Raw genomic sequence first — 20,135 nt, forward strand, 5'->3', positions numbered from 1 at the left:
ACGCATTCTTTTAGTAAAGATTTCTCTAACATTGGCGGTATTTCATAAAAAGCAAGTAAGATAGCTACTATAAAGATTGCAATGCACAATAACACAGATTTTTTACTCCTTTACTTTTTCAAGAAACGATTGATTCACTTTACCTGTCCGTTTAATTTTAAATTCCGAATGAATGGTAATTGGCAGTTGAACAAACTCTTGGTCCCAATTCTTTTTTAAATCTTTCCATGCTTTAGGGTTAGCACGATGAACGACTTCCCCAATCCCAAAAATATCTACACCTAAATCTTTCGCTTTTTTTATAGCTGTATTAAGAAGATCCACATTCACTTTTGCAGCATTAATCTCTAGTTTCTTAATAGATTCCGGTTTTGTTAAATCGATGTGACAAGCAACTTCCCCAATATCTGCTTCCGCTTTAACATTAATTGTAATTTCGGGTTTTCCGTTTATAACCTTTGCTTTCACTTTTGCTTTCGATCGCATAATTTCTAAAACCATCGTCTCTTTATTACCACACGGCATATGACCCACTGTACTGCTCACGTTGTTTTTAATAAAATTAAAGCCCTTACTCTCCTTTTCGTTAAGCCATCCAATTAATTTATCCTTCTTAAAAATAGCTATGTTTTTATATTTTAAACGAGCAAAAGGCTCAATTCTCTGCACATTATTCATCAATTGCCCATTATCAGCATTTCCCTGTATAGAGATACCTGTAAGTACAGGGTTATTCCCGTCACTCGTTAAAGAGGATATAAGCTCATCCAACTGGATAGCTACAGTTGGCGCCCATGCTTTTTCTGACGTTTCAAGAGAAGAACGCATTTTTTGTGCTGGAATTTTTTCTATAGAAGTCAAATTTTTAAGGATTTCATTTGCTTGAATATCCTTAGAAACAACGATATAAAAATTCTTACGAAATTCAGAGTCTCTCGTAAAAAAGTCTAATATATTGTTAATCCCTTCTTTAGCGACTTCTTCACTAATAACAAGCATTTGAAGATGGGAAAAATACAATTTTCTTGGGGTAACCGTCGTCATTCTTCGGACTGCCTCAAAGACATGTTTTCCTTTATCAGTATAAGTAGTAATAGGTGCTCTACTTCCTCCTCTTGCGTTTGAGGACACCTCACCGGGGTCAACTACTTGAGCCGTTACCATGTATTGATCACCTGATTTATCAATTGACATAGCTACAACTAGAGCTAGCTCGTTTAATTCCCTTCTATTCCAGCATCCTGTAAGAAGAGGTAGACAAAGAGCAACGATCAATAGCCATGAAATCTTACTCATTTCATCTCATCCTTTGCAATTGAAGCTATTTTCTAGGTTCCGGCTTGGCTTTATTCGGGTTTGCATTACGTTTTATATTTTTTTGGCTAATTAACCTCGGGCGAGTTAATAAGCTCCCCTGTGGAAACCGAAAAATGGTATCTTTCACATCATCAGGAATAAACGGGCCGAACGGAGCCATATAAGGAACGCCGAAAGAACGTAAGGAATTTAAATGAAGTAAGAGAGCTAACATCCCAATCGTGATTCCATACACCCCAAACGAAGCAGCCAACATCATCATGAGAAATCGTAGCATTCGTACAGAAATTGCCATATTGTAAGCAGGGAAAACAAAATTTGCGATTGCCGTAATTGAAACAACAATAACCATGGAAGCAGAAACAATTCCCGCCGCAACGGCAGCTTGACCAAGTACCAAGGCACCAACAATTGATACGGCTTGTCCTACTGCCCTTGGCATTCGAATGCCAGCCTCGCGCAGAATCTCAAAAGTAATCTCCATAATAACTGCTTCAACGAAAGCTGGAAAGGGAACCCCCTCTCGTTGTGCAGCCAAACTGATTAAAAGGGGTGTTGGTAACATTTCCTGATGATAGGTAGTAACCGCAATATAAAAGGATGGTCCTAGCAATGCAATTAAGAAACAAATCATTCGTAGCATTCTAAGAAGACTGCTTACATCTGCTCGCTGGTAATAATCTTCTGCTACCTGGAAGCTCTGTATAAATAAAGAGGGGACAATAAGAACAAAAGGCGTTCCATCAACAAGAATGGCAACCCGGCCCTCAAGGAGACAAGCTGCAACTACATCAGGACGTTCCGAATTAAAAATGGTTGGGAAGGGAGTATAGGCTTCATCTTGAATTAATTCTTCGATATAACCACTTTCTAAAATTCCATCAATATCAATTCTGTCCAAGCGTGTATGTACTTCCTGCACAACCTTATCATTCACGATTCCTTTTATATACATGACAGCAATATTTGTTTTTGTTACACGACCAATTTGCTTTTGTTCACAATAAAGGTTGGAATCTTTAATTTTTCTGCGAACAAGTGCTGTATTCGTTCGAATGTTTTCCGAAAATCCTTCGCGGGGTCCACGAACGACTGTCTGAGAAGTAGGTTCAGAGACAACTCGATCCTCCCAGCCAGCTGTTGAAGCACTAATTGCCTCTCTAAAACCATCAATCAAAATAATTGTATTTCCTGATAAGATAGATGTGAACAGTGCCTCGAAATCTGTGATTTCCTTTATTTCTCCAATGGTTAAAATGCAATTTTTAACCCTATTAAAAACTTTTTCATGCATAACGTTCTCTTTCGAGTTCTCCAATTGTTTTGTTTCCATCATTAATGACTCGAGAATAACGTTTTGAATAGAGGTCGTATCCGCTAAACCATCTGTATAGACAATGGCTGCCTTAATCATTTCATCCTTTCCAATACTAAATTCTCGAACTACAACATCTGAACTTTTTTCGAAGGTTTTCATGATCTTCTGCAAATCATCTGTAAATATACCGGAGAGAGGTTCATTCGATATTACATTTTCACTAGAAGAACTTCGAGAGTTTTTCCGTTTAATATTCTGTTTCTTAGAGTGAAATAAGCTCATTCCTGTTCCCCCTCTCAAATTCACTTTTAATAAAACATGGAAATTAAACTAAATATCGTTATTTAATATTTTCCGTACTTCATTTTTTAATGCATGTGAACTCTGATATATTTTTTAAAATATGGATGTTTATAACTAATTGTTATTGCTCTTGAGATAAGTGCCACATCCAGGCATATTGGGTCCCTATTTGATTCAATCGCTTACGTTGAGACAAAAAAATCACCTCTTAAGATAACGAAATCTTAAGAGGTAATCAAATCGTTAGTAAAAAAATTATATGATTCTTTGCATAATAGACTGATGAATATCTTCGAAGGATTGCACAACCCCTTTTTCATCTTTAAATATTATATGTTCCCTTGCAAATTGATTGGGCGATTCCAGACCCGTTGCTGCAGCTAAACGAAAAAGGCCTTCACGTAAGGTGACAATGTAGTTAACCACGCGAAATTTTTTCTCATCAATAACCAATGCTTTCTGTAGAAAGGGATCCGTTGTCGCAACACCAACTGGGCAGGCATTAGAATGACATTTCAATGCCTGCACGCAACCTACTGTAATCATGAACCCTCGTGCAATGTTAACTAGGTCTGCACCCATGGCCAATGCCACAGCAATGCGGTCAGGGGTAAATAATTTTCCTGAAGCAATAAGCTTTACACGATCACGTACTCCATGATGATGCAGTGCGGCATCAACTATTGGTAAAGCTGATTTGATAGGTAAGCCCACACTGTCGGCGAGTTCTTGATAGGTAGCACCACTTCCCCCTTCTCCCCCATCAATGGTAATAAAATCCGGACCTTTTCCTGATTGCTTCATGTACGTTGCCAATTCATTGGCTTCCTTGTAACTGCCTATAACAATTTTAATGCCCACTGGTTTTTTCGTAACGTTACGAATGCGCTCTATAAAGTCAAATAAGGTTGGTAGATTATCAAATTCATGAAACCGATTGGGGCTGTCAATGGATTTATAAGGTTCGACCATACGAATTTTGGCGATTTCTGGGGTTACCTTTTCACCGTCCACATGTCCTCCACGGATCTTAGCCCCCTGAGCCAATTTAAGTTCAAAAGCTTTAATTTGCGGAATCTCACTCTTTCTCCTTAACTCCTCCCAATTAAAGTCCCCTGCTTCGTCTCGAACCCCAAAAATCCCAGGACCAATTTGCATAATAATATCCACATTCCCTTTTAAATGGTACTCTGAGAGTCCACCTTCACCTGTATTCATCCAGGCACCCTTTGCTATACCTAAGCCTTCGGATAATGCTGTGATCGCCCGATTTCCAAGAGCCCCAAAACTCATTGCCGACATACCAATAAGCCCCTTAACCACGAAAGGATGATCCGTTTTTTCTCCAATAATAACAGCGTCTTCATCCTCCAACAAATAGGAAAGTGTTTCTTCATCTACAAGATGTTCTTTTCGCTGGGTAAATAAAGTGTCCTTTATCAGAAGATATTTTTTCGTTAGTATCTTTGTTTTCCGATCCATTTTCAATTCATCCATTTGCCTTGGAAACATCGAATTTCTTACATAATAACCAGCTTGTTCAAAATCCCGTTTCGAACCATATCCGATCACATCTCGTTTATACTTTGCACTTTTCACAATGTGCTCATAATCATCCCGTGAAAAAGGCTTGCCTTCTGTATCGCTATTGAAGAGATATTGGCGTAATTCTGGACCAATTTTCTCAAGAAAATACCGCACTCTTCCGAGGACTGGATAATTACGTAATACAGGGTGCTGTTTTTGTCTTATATCCACTACATATAACCTGATTACTACCAATGCAATGACCACGGGCAAAAGAATAATTACGATAAATCCAATAACAATTAAATAGGTAGATATATTCATGTTCACTCACCTCAAATGTTTTTGGGAATTTCCTTACTAGTTTATGGAATAAGGTTGTAATTATTTGATGTTTATTGAATGGAAAAGTACGAAAACAACTTTTAACAGTTTGTCCTTCAAATCACTAAAGTAACATAACCCTGGATATGTAAAAAACAAACTACGTTACTGCATAGTTATAACTATTCAAAATGATAAAGACGTCTCACGAAAACGTGAGACGTCTACTCTTTTAATCATTTACTATTGTGCCAAATAAAGTTGTTTAACTAACATATTTCAGCTGAGGAATTCATAGTGAAAGAAAGAAAAAAATACTACAATTCTTACATTTCAAAAAAGTTATGTCTTTCTACTTTGCAAACTCTGAGAGAGAAATTTTTATACCATTCTGTCTTCCCCTTATCTTGTGCTACTCTATGGGCTACATGTTCCTTCCAATCTTTTATAGATTCTAAAGAATCCCAATACGAAACAGTAATTCCTAGCCCTTCATCCCGAGCACTTTCTACACCTAAGAATCCCTTCTGACTAGAAGCTAACTCTACCATTTTGTCCGCCATTACTTTGTAACCTCTGTCACCAACCGTTCTCTTTGATGTAAAAATCACTGCATAATAAGGTAGTTCAGGAATGTTTTCACTCCCACTCATCGTTCATTCCCCCAATAAGCTTAAATAACCATTTTAGATCATTCTATCTAAAATGGTTATTTTTATCAGTTCCTATTCAAAAGGATATACTAAACCCCATTATACCTTTTTAACAAATTCAGATTTTAAGTACATAGCTCCGAATCCATCAATCTTGCAATCAATATCATGATTTCCTTCGGCCTTATCAACTAATCGTATATTCTTTACTTTCGTTCCGATTTTTAAGACAGATGAGCTTCCTTTGACTTTTAGATCTTTGATTACGGTTACCGTGTCACCATCATGTAACACATTTCCGTTCACATCTTTGACAACTTTCTCTTCTTCACTCGTTTCGGTTTCTGATGCTACCGTCCACTCATGTGCACATTCGGGGCAAACCAAAAGACTACCATCTTCGTACGTATATTCTGAATTACATTCAGGACAATTTGGCAAAGCTACCATATTTTCATTTCCTCCGCTCGTTATTATGCATTTTCTACAACTTCGTATAACTATTAGTTTTGGATTTGAAATCAACAAAAAAATATAGGAAGTTCCTTATATTCTGCCATAGTCTTTTCATTTTGAAAACCCCTAACCATATTTTCCTTAAATTTCTATTTTTGATTTACCTTGCTAAAACAAGACAACCTATCTAGAATAAAAATCTTAAGCCATGTTTTGATCATTGTTTTGTAAAATTGATTTTCCTCGTTTCAAAACAAACGAATAAAATCCTATATAATATACAGCTAAAAGAAAGAAACTACTCATAGTAGAAGGATCCGATATAAAAGGCTGACTATTTACTGAAGTATTCATAGATGATGGTGTGTTAGAAGTAGAAAATAAGGTGAAAAGACGGAAAACAAAACGGCTAAGAAACAAAAATAAAACAATGGATTCAATCCATATATGCGTTCGATAATACAATACCTCTCCTCGGATCTCAAACGTACTATGTTTCCTTGCATATAAGACTACTATTATTCCTACCAGAACACCTGCGGCATCGTAGAAATATAACAGAGGCTTTGATGCACTCATATCAAGTAAAAGAACCATGATAATCGAAAAAAGTACAATTCTTATAATAAGTCGACGTGCTTTAAAAGGCTGAAATCCAATGGAACGTTTAATTCTTCTGTATAAAATAAACGCAATCAGGAGGATTATGAACCCATACTGCGTAACTACATGCAAATCCCTCACCCCTTTACAAGAATTTTGGTTATTTATAATACCTTCATGTTACCCTTACCCACTATACGCATTGAAACTTCCAATCATTACTTCGGTCTCTATTAAAAATTTCCAATATAAACCTTATATTTCTTTTTCTTCATTTTACCATATGTACAAACAGCTAACCATTTCCCCTTGTTTATAGAAGCAAAAAAAGTCTAAGCATATATACTTAGACTTCCCTTCATCACAATCAAACACGTACATCAATATCTTTCCCCTTGCCGTCAATATCTCCATCATGATCGGCATCTACTGAATTTGACACTTGCGTAGATTGATTCATATTATTATTTACTTGTTGAACGGGTGCCTGACTTTGCTTAGCTGCTCTAAGAGATTGATACGTTTGCATTGCGCTATTTCCTAATCCAGAAATTTGCATAAACTCACCTCCCCACTCGTTTTTTCATTATGTACAAAGGTGCAGAGTAGTGGTCAACGCTATCTATCTTGAAAAAATCACTACATTTTCATTGTAATATCCATTTATTAAAATTTTCTTAAATCTGATAATTTGAAATACTAAGAATAGCCGATTTTTTACCGTCTTTAATAAAAAAATTCCTTTATAATGGGTGTACAGGTGGCTTTTGTCCATATCCAAAACAAAAGAATGGGCAAGATAAAAGGATTAGGATTAGCACTACTTGTGTTTATAGATAAAACGTGCGTTACTTTAAAAAACTAAAGTCACAGCAGGGAATTTAGCGACTTCGTTGGGCAATTCAATTATTTTTAAGTGGTTGAAACAATTTTATAGAATGAGTGAGTCAATTGTACAATGTCATCCTGCGTTTCTAGGCAGCACTAGTGGATATACATATATAATTTTAAAAAAAAGGGGAAATCATATTGACAGGAATCTATATACTGTTGGCCATTGTGATAATAATTGCACTAATTTTTACCTTTACAAACGGACTACATGACGCAAGTTCAGTCGTTGCCACAATGATAGCTTGCAATGCTGCTAGCCCAATACAGGCAGTGCTTCTAGCTTCGGTATTTGGACTGCTTGGTGTTTTTTTCAGCGGAAACCTAGTTGCTGATACTGTGTCAGCAATAATAAGAATCTCTCCGGGAATTGATCTTATACATATATTAATCGCTTCCATATTAGGGGCAGTCATTTGGAATATCATTACTTGGAAAATCGGGATACCCTCCAGTTCAACCCATGCCCTTATTGGAGGACTCATTGGAGCTGCCTGGACTTCCAATGGTCCCTCCAGCATTTTATGGGGCGTATCTGAGCTCTTTACAGGCAACCACCAAGTGGTAGGGATTATAAAGGTTATTGTTTCACTTATTTTTTCACCATTGCTAGGTTTCACCATTGCATATCTAATTCAAAAAGTATCTGCTCTACTGTTAAGAAATGCTAAATTCCGCATTACTAGCACGATAAATAAACTACAGTGGGTTGTAGCCGCTGCACTGGCATTCAGCCACGGCTCAAATGATTCTCAGAAGATAACCGGACTGATTTCACTAGCACTCATATCTGCCGGTGTAGTGAATACACATTCAGTTCCACCTCTCATAAAGATAATAGTGGGCTTGGTTATGTTTGTTGGTACCGCTTTAGGCGGTTGGAAAATAATGAAAACAATTGGGAACAAAATATATGATCTTAGATCAATTCACAGCTTGAATTCAATGCTATCTTCAGGGATATCAATACTGTTTGCCACCTTCACTGGTGCACCAGTTTCCACAACCCATGTGGTAGTAGGCGGCATAATGGGTGTGGGTACAGCAGACGAATATAGAATGGTAAACTGGAACATAGGTAAGGAAATCGTCACTGCCTGGTTTATAACAATTCCATGCTCTGCCATAGCTTCTGCTGTTATCGACTTACTAATTAACGGGGGGATTATATAATGAAAGAGAGTACTTTTTTTGACAAAATATTTCCTAAGAAGTATAACTTCTATTCCATGCTTCTCGAGCAGAGCAAAATAAATTATCAAGTCATTCATGCTCTGGAAAGATGGATCAAAGATAAAGATGATACAGATTCTAATGATTTGTTCATTAAGAAAAGTGAAGCTGATAAAATACGATTTAAGCTTGAATATGACCTTGTAGAGGCATTTACAACCCCATTTGACAGGCAGGATCTGTATTCCATTTCTGTGGAGATGAGCAAAATAATTGATTGCTCAATATCAGTATTTAAGACAATTAAGGCTTTGAACATCGAAGTGGACTCTACCATAATAGGCATGTCTAGCTTATTAAGTCAGGGCGCCCTAGAACTTAGTGAAGCCATTTTAGTTCTGGAGAAAAATCCTGCTGAATCCCAAACTAAAATCGAAAGTATAAGAATTGCTCAAAATTCAATGGAAGATATATATATTTCAGGGTTTTCAGAGCTTTTTTCAAGCAAAGATGCTATCGCAATCTTAAAATATAGAGAAGTGTATAACTTTTTAAAAGAAGCAGCTATATTACTGGGAGATACAGTGGATATATACCACAGAATCTGCGTTAGGATGATATAAGGGGCTATTGATTGTTTGAAAATAGCTCCTATCGGCTACCAGATTAATAACTAGTTTAGGAGGTGAATACTTGCAATTATTATCAAGTTTGTTTCCCATTATTGCCGTTCTGGCTGACATAGTAATCATGATAACGTGCTTAAAAAAGATTTCCACTCAAATCTATTTCAACTATTTCAACAAGAACATATGGATGTTTATTGTTGTTTTCGGTAGTTTTTTTGGACAACTACTGTATTTTATAATGGAATGGAATGACAATAATAAGTAAATTTTAAACATCTATATAAAATCAAATTTGCCACCTGGTTGGGATATTTTAAGTTCCAAAGGACAAGGTTTTCAGTTAGTACTTTATTCCTTTTCAATGATTATTGATAGCATCATTCGTTTTCTTATAAATGCAAGAATGCACCCTTTTTTCGACACAATCGAATCTCTTTACAATATTAAACTTAACATTTTTATTTAACTCCAAAGGCAAATGAGTGACAATTGGTTTCCCTTGTTCTGTTGTGACAATCGTGCCAAAGGAGTTTTTTTGAACAAAATCCCACCTAAAAAATTATATAAGTGTTTTAGTCATTATAAAATCCATTTGTTCTTCATCACCCATATAAAAAGAGTGGGCGCCAGTTTGAACAAACCCCATTTTCTTATAAAAAGCTATAGCATTTTCATTTTTTTCCCATACGCCTAGCCAGATTTTCTTTTTATTACGTTCTACCGCAATTTCCATCGCTTTATTTAGCAGATATTTGCCAAGCCCATGTTTTTGAAATTTGTTTTTTATGTAAATCCTCTCGATTTCAAGTGATTCATCACCCATTTCTTCAGACTGAGCATCATTGGTATTAACTTTTAAATATCCAGCGACTTCATTATTAAAATAAACAAAAAAGAATTGCGAAGAAATATTGGACAATTCTTGTGCTAATTGTTTTAAGTTAAATGCTCTTTCCAAATAGGCATTCATATTTTCGGGTGAATTCTGATGCTTAAATGTCTCATTAAATGTTTCATAACTAATTTCTTGAAGTTTGCGTGAATCATCAAAGGTACACTTTTTTAAATTTATAGTCATTTAAATATGTCGCTCCTTTATATAATCAACAATTTCTCTTGTTTCTCTTTTTATAAAAGGATAAACCTTTTTCCCTTCTCTATTGGAAAAAGTGCGATTATAGCACGAACTGCTCTTTCTCGATCTACCTTCATCATCTCAGATAACTTTTCTTGAATGATTCCTGGGTTTTCACATATTCGAACAAGGTACAAATATTGCCCTTTTGTAAGGTCATATTCTTGAAATTCTATATTACTTATAGAATTTAATGCCTTGCTATCTTTCCAATTTCACGAAGAATTCCCTTCATAATTAACTCCTGCATACACATTTTATTGCAAATACAACAAAATTAGGTTAAATTTAATATATATTATTTTTATTGCATTTGCAACAAAATAACAATGATAAAGAGGTCGAACAAAGTGAAATATGTTTTTTATGTATTAGGAATTTTAATCTTAACTCTTGGTATTTCGTTCACTATACAATCAGACCTTGGAACTTCCCCTTTTGATGCACTTTTGGTAGGACTGTCCATAAATGTGGGGCTTACTGTGGGAAGTTGGGAAATAATAATAGCTTTACTATTGATAGGCTGTAATTCATTTTTAAAAAGACAAAGGCCAGAAGTCTTGGGGTTGTTAACAGCTTTTATAACGGGTATTGGTATTGATATGTGGCTTATTTTATTGCGTAATTTGATAACATCTGAACTATGGTACAGCAAAGTTGTTTGTTTTGGAATCGGGTTGGTTGTTATAGGATTAGGAACTGCAACATATTTACACACAAATTTTGCACCGACTCCAGTTGACCGATTAACATTAATCATACAAGAATTAACTCGAACAAATATATTTTTTTCGAGAACATTCATTTACCTCATATTCTTGATAATGGCAATGATTTTAAATGGACCAATTGGCGTTGGAACTTTATTAACCGTTTGTTTAGGGGGGCTAATACTTAATTACTGTATGTCATTTACTGAAAAAATATTAGACCGCATATTAACGCACTCTAGTACATCACTAAATTATTATAAAAATAAAAAGCATTCAATATAGAATGCTTTTTATTTCTTGTTCATCCTGCCCCATAGTTAAAGAAAAAAATCCTGCAAAAACAGGATTTTTAATCAATCTTTTTTTATAAAACTATAACCAAACTCACTTAAAATTCCATCTCACTCAACTGTAACTGACTTGGCTAAGTTACGTGGCTTATCCACATCGCAATCACGATGCAAGGCTGCGTAATATGCGATTAGTTGAAACGGGATTACGGATAGAAGCGGTGTAAGTGCTTCGTTGACCGCTGGTAAGATGAAGCGATCGCCGTCCATTTCTAATCCCTTCATGGAGATAATGCATGGGTTGGCGCCTCTCGCTACTACTTCTTTGACGTTGCCGCGGATACCTAGGTTTACGCTTGCTTGCGTTGCAAGAGCGATCACTGGTGTGCCGTTTTCGATTAGGGCGATTGTTCCGTGCTTTAATTCGCCGCCTGCGAAGCCCTCTGCTTGGATGTATGAGATTTCTTTCAGCTTTAATGCGCCTTCTAGACCTACGTAGAAGTCTATACCGCGGCCAATGAAGAAGCAGTTGCGCGTCATTGTTAAGTATTCAATTGCGATTTTTTCCATTTCTTCTTTTTGGTCACATAGTGTGATCATTGCTGTTGCGACAATGCCTAGTTCTTGTTTTAAATCAAATCCAATGGATAGACCCTTTGCTTTGGCTACGTCTGCAGCTAAAATTGCAAGGGCAGCTAATTGCGCCGTATAAGCTTTAGTAGAGGCTACAGCAATTTCTGGGCCTGCATATAAGAGCATGGTGTAATCTGCTTCACGAGAGATTGTAGACCCCGGTGCGTTTGTAATTGTCAACGCTGGGTAGCCGAGTTCGTTCGTTTGTACGAGTACGGCACGGCTGTCTGCTGTTTCTCCGCTTTGTGAAATATAAATGAAGAACGGTTTTTCAGTAAGAAGTGGCATGTTGTATGAGAATTCACTTGCTACGTGCACTTCTACTGGAATTTTCGCAAAGCGTTCGATAAATTGTTTACCAACCAATCCTGCGTGGTAACTTGTTCCGCAGGCTATGATGTATATACGATCACTTTCTAAAATAGCATTTCGAATGTCTTCAGAAAGTTCGATTTCACCATTTTCATTTTCATACTTTTGAATAATATTGCGAATAACGAGCGGTTGTTCATCAATTTCCTTTAACATGAAGTGGGGATACGTTCCCTTTTCAATGTCGCTTGCATCCAATTCCGCAGTGTAAGGTGCACGTTCAATTGTATCTCCTGCTAAGTTTTTAATCGTTACGCTCATATCTGTAATGATTACCATTTCTTTATCCATTAATTCGATAAATTGATCCGTTACTTGTAGCATAGCCATGGCGTCACTAGCTACTACATTGAAGTCTTTCCCAACACCAACCAATAGTGGGCTCTTATTCTTCGCAACGTAAATAACGTCTGTATCTTCTCTATCAAGCAGAGCAAGTGCATAAGAACCGTTCAGCAAGGATAATGTTTTGCGAAAGGCTTCTTCAGCGCTCAAGCCTTCAAGTGCAAACTTTTCCACAAGCTGCACAATTACTTCTGTATCGGTTTCACTTGCAAACACAACATCTTGTAAATATTCTTTTTTTAGTAATTCATAGTTTTCGATAACACCGTTGTGTACAAGTGTAAAACGCTTGCTTTCACTTTGATGAGGATGTGCATTCGTTTTACTTGGTACGCCGTGCGTTGCCCAGCGTGTATGACCGATTCCTACGTTTGTAGCTACATTTGGATTTACAATTTCACGAAGCTTTGCAATCCGACCTTTTTCTTTAAATACGACAACGCCATTTTCAGCTTGAACGGCGATTCCTGCTGAATCATAGCCCCGATATTCAAGCTTCTCTAATCCCTTTAACAAAATTTCCTTTGCGTCCTGCTGTCCGATATATCCAACGATTCCACACATATTTCTTCGTCGTTACGGCAGCTTACTATCTAACAATAACCTCTCCCAAAAACTGATTCCGATTTTCCAAGACGATAACGGAGGTAAGCTCGGTACGTGATCGTTTGACCGGGTACTCTCTTGATGTGGTTCGTTAGCCTTTGTAAGCCCGTAACGACTTCACCTTCCTCTCTGTATTTAGGTTTGCGTGCATCGTCCTTTTTCCCTCATCACTTTCTTATCTTTGTCCATGAAGTTACCCCCATGTTTTTAATAAGAAATTTCGGTTGTGATGAACAACCGGGAGTCATCCGCCGAATTTTCGATAAAACTCCTCCTCGTCAACTACCGTTGTAGTTCTGGCGCTTCGGTCTTTCAAAAGTGAGAAAAAGAACAAGCTAATCTTACAATAACTGGACTTTTGCCGTCAAACAAAATTTTTTTGAACGGTTATAAAACTATATGCACAAGAAGGAAAAAAGGTTCTTCTTGTGCATATAGTGGAGTGTCTATTTCATTCTATCAGAGCAATTTACTTTACCCCGACTTCTTCCTTCACAACAGCTACAATACGTTCTACATACGCTTCACAAAGCTCGTGTGTAGGTGCTTCTGCCATAACACGAATAAGCGGCTCCGTGCCGGAAGGACGAACGAGTACACGACCATCCGCACCCATTTCTTCTTCTACTTCTTTAATCATAGCTTGAATACGTTCATTTGCTAACGCTTGCTTCTTATCTACTACGCGTACATTTACAAGTGTTTGCGGGAACTTCTGCATTTCACTTGTTAACTGTGATAAAGATTTTCCCGTAACCTTCATAATGTTTACGAGTTGAATAGCACTAAGCATGCCATCTCCTGTGGTAATGTGATCTAGGAAAATGATATGACCAGACTGTTCACCGCCTAAGTTATAGCCGTTCTTGCGCATTTCCTCCATTACATATCGATCACCAACACCAGTTCGAACACTTTTCATTCCGTGCGTTTCAATGGCCTTATAAAAACCAATATTGCTCATTACAGTGGACACAACTGTATTTTTCTTTAGTTTTCCTGTTTCATTTAAATATTTTGCACAAACGTACATGATTTGATCGCCGTCTATAATCTCGCCTTTTTCATCAACTGCTATTAAGCGGTCCCCATCTCCGTCAAACGCTAAACCAATATTGGCTCCTTTTTCTTTCACAAATGCAGCAAGAGCTTGTGGGTGAGTAGAACCAACACCATCGTTTATATTTGTTCCATTAGGAGATGTACCCATTGTAGAGATATCAGCATCTAAATCTGCAAATAAGTATGGTGCGAGAGAAGAAGTTGCTCCGTGTGCGCAATCAAGCGCTACGTGAATACCTGTAAAATCTTCATCAATTGTTTGCTTTAAGTATTGTAAATACTTTTGACCACCTTCAAAGTAGTCATTCACTTGACCTAGATCCCCACCGATTGGACGTGGTAGATCGTCGGTTTCCTTATCTAAAAGTGCTTCTATTTCAAGCTCTTGTTCATCAAATAGCTTAAATCCATCCGGACCAAAAAATTTAATACCATTATCCTGAACAGGATTGTGAGATGCGGAAATCATAACTCCAGCTTGTGCTCCTAGTGCTTTCGTCAAATATGCAACTCCTGGTGTAGAGATTACACCTAAGCGCATTACTTCTGCGCCGATGGATAGCAATCCTGCTACCAGTGCACCTTCTAGCATATGGCCTGATACACGCGTGTCGCGACCAATTAGCACTTTCGGACGTTCTTCATTCTTGGTAAGAACATATCCTCCAAATCGACCAACCTTAAAAGCTAATTCAGGCGTTAATTCGCTATTGGCAACACCGCGAACACCGTCAGTACCAAAATATTTTCCCATAACTACAATCGCTCCTTTGTTTCGTTCACTTAGCTTTTCTTAACAATTTCAACTTTAGCGCTTTTTTGTTTCAGTACCAATGTTACATTTGTAGGATTATTTATTTGAACCGGTACGTCATACGTTCCGGGAACTAAATTTTGCAAACTTAACGATGCTTGAATCTGTGATGATGACAATTTATCTACGATACTTGGATCTCCCACGACATCAACGCCCACTTTCCCACTGGCGGGATCAATGAAATTCATATTATACGTAGTCGCAAGTCCAAGAACTTGCAAAGAAACATCAGAAAGCGATTTCGTTTCTTGCTTTTGAATTTGAATTGCAACCTTTACTTTACTTGGAGATGCTTTTAAAACACCTGGTGGCAATACGACATCTGCATCATATGTTGTATTGCTTGATATCTTATCTAAATCTACTACAACACCGTTAATTGAATCAATAGTATCTAGTACATTTTGTGGGCCATATAATGTCACAACCTGCGGGTCTGTCGTAATACTTGTAATGGTTATGCCCTGTGCAAGAGTACCCTTGCGAGAAATTTGAATCGGGACCTGTTTCTCCGGACTTGAAATTGGCACTGTTACATTTACAACCGAAGGATTGGTTTGGACATCCATTTGATTTCCATTCTTATCATATACTCCGATTTTAGCTTCCTTTGTAACCGTTTGACTAAGACCATTTAAATCTACATACACTTTAACCAAGCTAACTTGATTTAATTGCTCCTGTGTACCCGCAATTTCAATTGTATTTGGCTTAACGGAGACTTTATCTGCATCAAAATTTCCTTTGACCTGATCGCTATTCAAAAATCCAACTTCTACTGGAAATTGTTTTTTTACTTTATCTGCAATGGTCACGCGCACCTTCGATGGGACAATCTTCACCTTTAAGTCTTCCGAAATATTATGATATTCCAAATTTACATCATACGTACCAGGTTCATACCCCTTCAAGTTCGCTTCCACTTGATACTGCTTACTAATTTTCGCAGCAGTAATTAAACCGCTTTGCCCTTCTAATGTAATACTTACCGTTTTTGGCAAACCGGTTATTACATATTTATCTTGATCGTACTGTGCAGTGACATCTACATTTTGGATGGTTTCTGTTGTATCTCCAAATGGTAGACCTGTGGAGAGAATACTACTACTTGTTGACTGTTTCTCTAAGCCCGTAGCCATAAATAACATGAACGCTAACAACAAAGAAATCCCCTTTAGAAACCACGTGTTATCCATCCACTTATCCATTTTGTTTTTTCCTCCAATTCCACAAAGATGTAGAAGTGGGTTTCTCATTTCCACTAAGCTCTTTTAACAACATTTCCTTCAACTGTCCAGGCAGTAAGCTACGGTGAAGCTCACTATTTTTCGTTACTGAAATTTGACCCGTTTCTTCTGACACAACTATTGTGAGACTATCCGTTACTTCACTTATTCCAATTGCTGCACGATGCCGCGTTCCAAGTTCCTTCGAAATAAAAGGACTTTCTGAAAGCGGAAGATAGCAGGCAGCCGCCTTAATGGAATCTCCCTGTATAATAACGGCACCATCATGAAGAGGTGTATTTGGAATAAAAATATTAATTAAGAGCTCAGCAGACGTAATTGCATCGATGGCAATTCCTGTTTCGATGTAATCCCCCATACCTGTTTCTCTTTCCAGTGAAATGAGAGCTCCTATACGCCGTTTTGCCATGTATTCTATAGCCTTTATAATTTCATTCACAAATGTTTCTTGTTCCGATTCTTCCTGTCCAACTCCTCTAGAAAACAAGCTACCTCGCCCTAGTTGTTCTAATGCACGACGGAGTTCTGGCTGAAAAATAATAATAATCGCTAGAAATCCCCATGTCAACGCTTGGTTCATTAACCATTCTAACGTATGTAATTTGAGCAATGAGCTCAAAATCCGCACGACTACGATGACAATAATCCCCTTTAATAGCTGTACAGCTTTCGTACCGCGAATAATGAGAATCAGTTTATATATAACAAACCATACAAGGGCAATATCAACAACATTGCTGAGATAGTTTAAGAACACAGTCATATCTCCAAAAGGCATTCTTACCCTTCCTCCATCAGTATGTATTTACAAAAATCAAATTGGGTGAAATGCGAAAATCCAATTTGATTCGACTTTCTAACAACTCAGGAATCTCCCGTCTGTTAGAAGCTGCACTTTATTATACACCATATATTATGGCCATCACAATTACAACAGACAGCGTATGTTGGCTTATAAGAAAAGAATATGAACGAATCTACAAAACGTTTGTAAATTCGTCCATTTCATAGCAATCTTATATTGATTTTTGGAAAAAAGTTTGGTCTATTTCAGCTTCTCCCCTAATAGTGAGCCAATAAGGGCAACGGCTGCTTTTGCAGTCTTATTTTTCTCATCTAATATTGGGTTCACTTCTACGAATTCTGCAGAGGTTATGATTCCTGATTCAGCAAGCATTTCCATTGCTAAATGACTTTCCCGATATGTTAACCCACCAGTAACTGGTGTACCGACTCCCGGTGCATCATGAGGGTCTAATCCGTCTAAGTCGAGAGATAAATGTACACCATCACATTTGGATAATCTCATCATGGTTTCTTCCATTACATATGTCATTCCCATTCTATCAATTTCATGCATTGTATATACTTTCAAGCCTTGCTCACGAATAAAATCCTTCTCTCCTTTATCTAAAGAACGTGCCCCAATAATAATCACGTTTTCTTTTTTCACCTTAGGAAACTTATTATATAAATGTGTAAGACTCTTATTTCCATGTCCTATACTAGCCGCTAAGGACATACCATGAATATTTCCTGACGGAGTAGTAGCATCCGTATTTAAATCTCCATGTGCATCAAACCAAATTACACCTAAATTGTTATAATGCTGTGCAAGTCCAGAGATTGAACCAATGGCAATGCTATGGTCCCCGCCTAATATAAGCGGAAATCTAGCACAATTTATCACTTCATCTACTGCTTTTGCTAATTCATTGCACACGGCAATGACTTGTTCCGCATTTTTCAACTTTGGATTTTCTACTCCATCATTATGCTGCAAACGATCTACTGCAATATCACCTAGATCTTTTACTTTATACCCTAATGCTTCGATACGTTCGATAATACCAGCATAACGAATGGCACTAGGCCCCATATCGACACCTCGCCGTGTTTGTCCTAAATCCATTGGAACTCCGACTATAGAAATATCCATTCTAATATACCTCCCAATTCCATTAATTGTATCCAATCGGTACTCCATTGTAGAAGATATTCGTTTTGTAAGTCGTCATATGCAAGAGCGTAGAAAAAACCATTATACTTCTTATAGAATATTCTAAATCTTTTACATGTTCTGACTCAACTGCACATCTTTATGGATATATATACAGAGCAGAGCAAAAGGAAATGTTCCTATATTATTTGTAATAGAAGTGGGGGATAATTTGCGAAAATACAATAAAAAAAGTCGTAAACCCTTATTGGATTTACGACGAATTTGTGTGTATGTAATTGGTGGAGCCTAGCGGGATCGAACCGCTGACCTCCTGCGTGCAAAGCAGGCGCTCTCCCAGCTGAGCTAAGGCCCCATACAATACAACCTTGGCAAGGTTGTATTCTACCACTGAACTACTTTTTGCAAAGATGGGCCATGAAGGGTTCGAACCTTCGACCCTCTGATTAAGAGTCAGATGCTCTACCAACTGAGCTAATGGCCCGTATTATGGCTGGGCTAGCTGGATTCGAACCAACGCATGACGGAGTCAAAGTCCGTTGCCTTACCGCTTGGCTATAGCCCAATAATTCGTTTAAGCAAACGAAATAAACGAAAGAATCGTTTATTGTTCAGCATAACATATAAAATGGTGGAGGGGGGCAGATTCGAACTGCCGAACCCGAGGGAGCGGATTTACAGTCCGCCGCGTTTANTTCGTTTAAGCAAACGAAATAAACGAAAGAATCGTTTATTGTTCAGCATAACATATAAAATGGTGGAGGGGGGCAGATTCGAACTGCCGAACCCGAGGGAGCGGATTTACAGTCCGCCGCGTTTAGCCACTTCGCTACCCCTCCGAAATATAATGGTGGAGGATGACGGGATCGAACCGCCGACCCTCTGCTTGTAAGGCAGATGCTCTCCCAGCTGAGCTAATCCTCCAAAGTGATGACCCGTACGGGAATCGAACCCGTGATACCGCCGTGAAAGGGCGGTGTCTTAACCGCTTGACCAACGGGCCAAATCAGAAACAATAAAAAGCTCCCAACCGGGCTTGAACCGGTGACCTCTTCCTTACCATGGAAGTGCTCTACCTACTGAGCTATGGAAGCATGGCTCCGCAAGTAGGATTCGAACCTACGACCTATCGGTTAACAGCCGATTGCTCTACCGCTGAGCTATTGCGGAATGAAAAGGGCACATCCAATCGTTGGTCAATTCATAGTTAGAAAGCTTATCTCATTAAATAAGATGACTTGTTGTAAGATGTGATGAATAGTTAAACCTTATCCAACCCATTTTGCAGCAAACCAACTTTTTTTAAAAAATGAGCCCGGCGATGTCCTACTCTCACAGGGACAAAGTCCCAACTACCATCGGCGCAAAAGAGCTTAACTTCCGTGTTCGGTATGGGAACGGGTGTGTCCTCTTTGCCATCATCACCAGACTCTTATTATTATACTGACAGATGTTTCACTGTCAATAAGGAATATTAAATTCCTTCAAAACTAGGTAACAAAAGTGTAAAGGGTGTAACCTTCCTAACGAAAGTGTGGAATCTAGTTCCGCCGGCTTGCTCCTTCCGGCCGGAAAACCTCGCCTCACAAAAGGCAAAGAACGCCTTTTTGAGTCGAGAACTTCCGTCCTCCGGAGCAGAGCGAGCCGGCTCCACTTTTTGCTTTTTGGATAAGCCCTCGATCGATTAGTATCTGTCAGCTCCACATGTCACCATGCTTCCACCTCAGACCTATCTACCTGATCATCTTTCAGGGATCTTAC

16 protein-coding genes, 8 tRNA genes, 2 rRNA genes and 2 pseudogenes are annotated in these 20,135 nt (G+C 38.0%); 3 read left to right on the forward strand and 25 right to left on the reverse strand.

Annotated features, from left to right (window positions below; all coding sequences use genetic code 11):
* Positions 1-102 precede the first annotated feature (102 nt).
* The 7 genes from ACAN53_RS16935 to ACAN53_RS16965 form a co-directional block, all read right to left on the reverse strand.
* The gene (locus ACAN53_RS16935; protein ID WP_379971336.1) at positions 103-1,296 is read right to left on the reverse strand and encodes a Ger(x)C family spore germination protein; all 1,194 of its coding nucleotides are present in this window, start codon (positions 1,294-1,296) and stop codon (positions 103-105) included.
* A 25-nt stretch (positions 1,297-1,321) separates the two neighbouring features.
* Positions 1,322-2,917, reverse strand: coding sequence for a spore germination protein (locus tag ACAN53_RS16940; RefSeq protein ID WP_379971337.1), 1,596 nt, complete (start codon positions 2,915-2,917; stop codon positions 1,322-1,324).
* 276 nt (positions 2,918-3,193) lie between these two features.
* Positions 3,194-4,789, reverse strand: a complete 1,596-nt coding sequence (locus ACAN53_RS16945) for an FMN-binding glutamate synthase family protein (RefSeq protein WP_379971338.1) — start codon at positions 4,787-4,789, stop codon at positions 3,194-3,196.
* A 326-nt stretch (positions 4,790-5,115) separates the two neighbouring features.
* Positions 5,116-5,442: an antibiotic biosynthesis monooxygenase family protein gene (locus ACAN53_RS16950; protein ID WP_379971339.1), complete on the reverse strand. Its 327-nt coding sequence runs from the start codon at positions 5,440-5,442 to the stop codon at positions 5,116-5,118.
* Between the two features lie 99 nt (positions 5,443-5,541).
* Positions 5,542-5,892: a zinc ribbon domain-containing protein YjdM gene (locus ACAN53_RS16955; protein WP_379971340.1), complete on the reverse strand. Its 351-nt coding sequence runs from the start codon at positions 5,890-5,892 to the stop codon at positions 5,542-5,544.
* Positions 5,893-6,099: 207 nt separating this feature from the next.
* Positions 6,100-6,633 (reverse strand): sporulation protein, encoded by a 534-nt coding sequence (locus tag ACAN53_RS16960; protein WP_379971341.1) that lies wholly within the window; start codon positions 6,631-6,633, stop codon positions 6,100-6,102.
* Positions 6,634-6,868: 235 nt separating this feature from the next.
* The gene (locus ACAN53_RS16965) at positions 6,869-7,060 is read right to left on the reverse strand and encodes a hypothetical protein (RefSeq protein ID WP_379971342.1); all 192 of its coding nucleotides are present in this window, start codon (positions 7,058-7,060) and stop codon (positions 6,869-6,871) included.
* 470 nt (positions 7,061-7,530) lie between these two features.
* On the opposite strand from ACAN53_RS16965, the gene ACAN53_RS16970 reads away from it, so the two are divergent.
* Positions 7,531-8,565, forward strand: a complete 1,035-nt coding sequence (locus ACAN53_RS16970) for an inorganic phosphate transporter (RefSeq protein ID WP_379971343.1) — start codon at positions 7,531-7,533, stop codon at positions 8,563-8,565.
* Positions 8,565-9,188 (forward strand): DUF47 domain-containing protein, encoded by a 624-nt coding sequence (locus ACAN53_RS16975; RefSeq protein WP_379971344.1) that lies wholly within the window; start codon positions 8,565-8,567, stop codon positions 9,186-9,188. The genes ACAN53_RS16970 and ACAN53_RS16975 overlap by 1 nt, the downstream gene beginning before the upstream one ends.
* A 463-nt stretch (positions 9,189-9,651) precedes the next feature.
* On the opposite strand, the pseudogene ACAN53_RS16980 reads toward ACAN53_RS16975, so the two are convergent.
* From ACAN53_RS16980 to ACAN53_RS16990, 3 genes and pseudogenes are all read right to left on the reverse strand, one after another.
* Positions 9,652-9,744: pseudogene (locus ACAN53_RS16980) on the reverse strand (FMN-binding negative transcriptional regulator); the annotation flags it as partial.
* Positions 9,745-9,753: 9 nt separating this feature from the next.
* Entirely contained in the window at positions 9,754-10,272 is a 519-nt protein-coding gene (locus ACAN53_RS16985; RefSeq protein ID WP_379971345.1) for a spermidine/spermine N(1)-acetyltransferase, read from the reverse strand.
* A gap of 42 nt (positions 10,273-10,314) precedes the next feature.
* Positions 10,315-10,564, reverse strand: a pseudogene (locus tag ACAN53_RS16990) (MarR family transcriptional regulator); the annotation flags it as partial.
* Positions 10,565-10,679: 115 nt separating this feature from the next.
* Here ACAN53_RS16990 and ACAN53_RS16995 point away from each other — a divergent pair.
* Positions 10,680-11,324, forward strand: a complete 645-nt coding sequence (locus ACAN53_RS16995; protein ID WP_379971346.1) for a YczE/YyaS/YitT family protein — start codon at positions 10,680-10,682, stop codon at positions 11,322-11,324.
* A gap of 119 nt (positions 11,325-11,443) precedes the next feature.
* Here ACAN53_RS16995 and glmS read toward each other — a convergent pair whose 3' ends face one another.
* From glmS to ACAN53_RS17070, 15 genes are all read right to left on the reverse strand, one after another.
* Positions 11,444-13,246: a glutamine--fructose-6-phosphate transaminase (isomerizing) gene (glmS, locus tag ACAN53_RS17000; protein ID WP_379971347.1), complete on the reverse strand. Its 1,803-nt coding sequence runs from the start codon at positions 13,244-13,246 to the stop codon at positions 11,444-11,446.
* Between the two features lie 511 nt (positions 13,247-13,757).
* Positions 13,758-15,104, reverse strand: coding sequence for a phosphoglucosamine mutase (glmM, locus tag ACAN53_RS17005; protein ID WP_379971348.1), 1,347 nt, complete (start codon positions 15,102-15,104; stop codon positions 13,758-13,760).
* 29 nt (positions 15,105-15,133) lie between these two features.
* A complete protein-coding gene (locus ACAN53_RS17010; RefSeq protein ID WP_379971349.1) occupies positions 15,134-16,375 on the reverse strand; it encodes a CdaR family protein in 1,242 nt (413 codons plus the stop codon).
* Positions 16,368-17,192, reverse strand: a complete 825-nt coding sequence (gene cdaA / locus ACAN53_RS17015; protein ID WP_379971350.1) for a diadenylate cyclase CdaA — start codon at positions 17,190-17,192, stop codon at positions 16,368-16,370. The genes ACAN53_RS17010 and cdaA overlap by 8 nt, the downstream gene beginning before the upstream one ends.
* Before the next feature lie 267 nt (positions 17,193-17,459).
* On the reverse strand, positions 17,460-18,353 hold the full coding sequence (rocF, locus tag ACAN53_RS17020) for an arginase (RefSeq protein WP_379971351.1): 894 nt from the start codon (positions 18,351-18,353) through the stop codon (positions 17,460-17,462).
* A 300-nt stretch (positions 18,354-18,653) separates the two neighbouring features.
* Positions 18,654-18,729, reverse strand: a tRNA-Ala gene (locus ACAN53_RS17025).
* 56 nt (positions 18,730-18,785) lie between these two features.
* Positions 18,786-18,858: transfer RNA gene (locus tag ACAN53_RS17030), tRNA-Lys, on the reverse strand.
* Between the two features lie 6 nt (positions 18,859-18,864).
* Positions 18,865-18,939: transfer RNA gene (locus ACAN53_RS17035), tRNA-Gln, on the reverse strand.
* 190 nt (positions 18,940-19,129) lie between these two features.
* Positions 19,130-19,213: transfer RNA gene (locus tag ACAN53_RS17040), tRNA-Tyr, on the reverse strand.
* 9 nt (positions 19,214-19,222) lie between these two features.
* Positions 19,223-19,298, reverse strand: a tRNA-Val gene (locus ACAN53_RS17045).
* A 7-nt stretch (positions 19,299-19,305) separates the two neighbouring features.
* Positions 19,306-19,377, reverse strand: a tRNA-Glu gene (locus ACAN53_RS17050).
* Positions 19,378-19,395: 18 nt separating this feature from the next.
* Positions 19,396-19,468: transfer RNA gene (locus tag ACAN53_RS17055), tRNA-Thr, on the reverse strand.
* A 1-nt stretch (position 19,469) separates the two neighbouring features.
* Positions 19,470-19,544 (reverse strand) — tRNA-Asn (locus tag ACAN53_RS17060).
* A gap of 143 nt (positions 19,545-19,687) precedes the next feature.
* A 5S ribosomal RNA gene (gene rrf / locus ACAN53_RS17065) occupies positions 19,688-19,803 on the reverse strand.
* A gap of 235 nt (positions 19,804-20,038) precedes the next feature.
* Positions 20,039-20,135 (reverse strand): 23S ribosomal RNA (locus ACAN53_RS17070); the annotation flags it as partial.

The sequence above is a fragment of the Ectobacillus soli genome (assembly GCF_042610425.1).
Taxonomy (GTDB): Bacteria; Bacillota; Bacilli; order Bacillales; family Bacillaceae_G; genus Ectobacillus.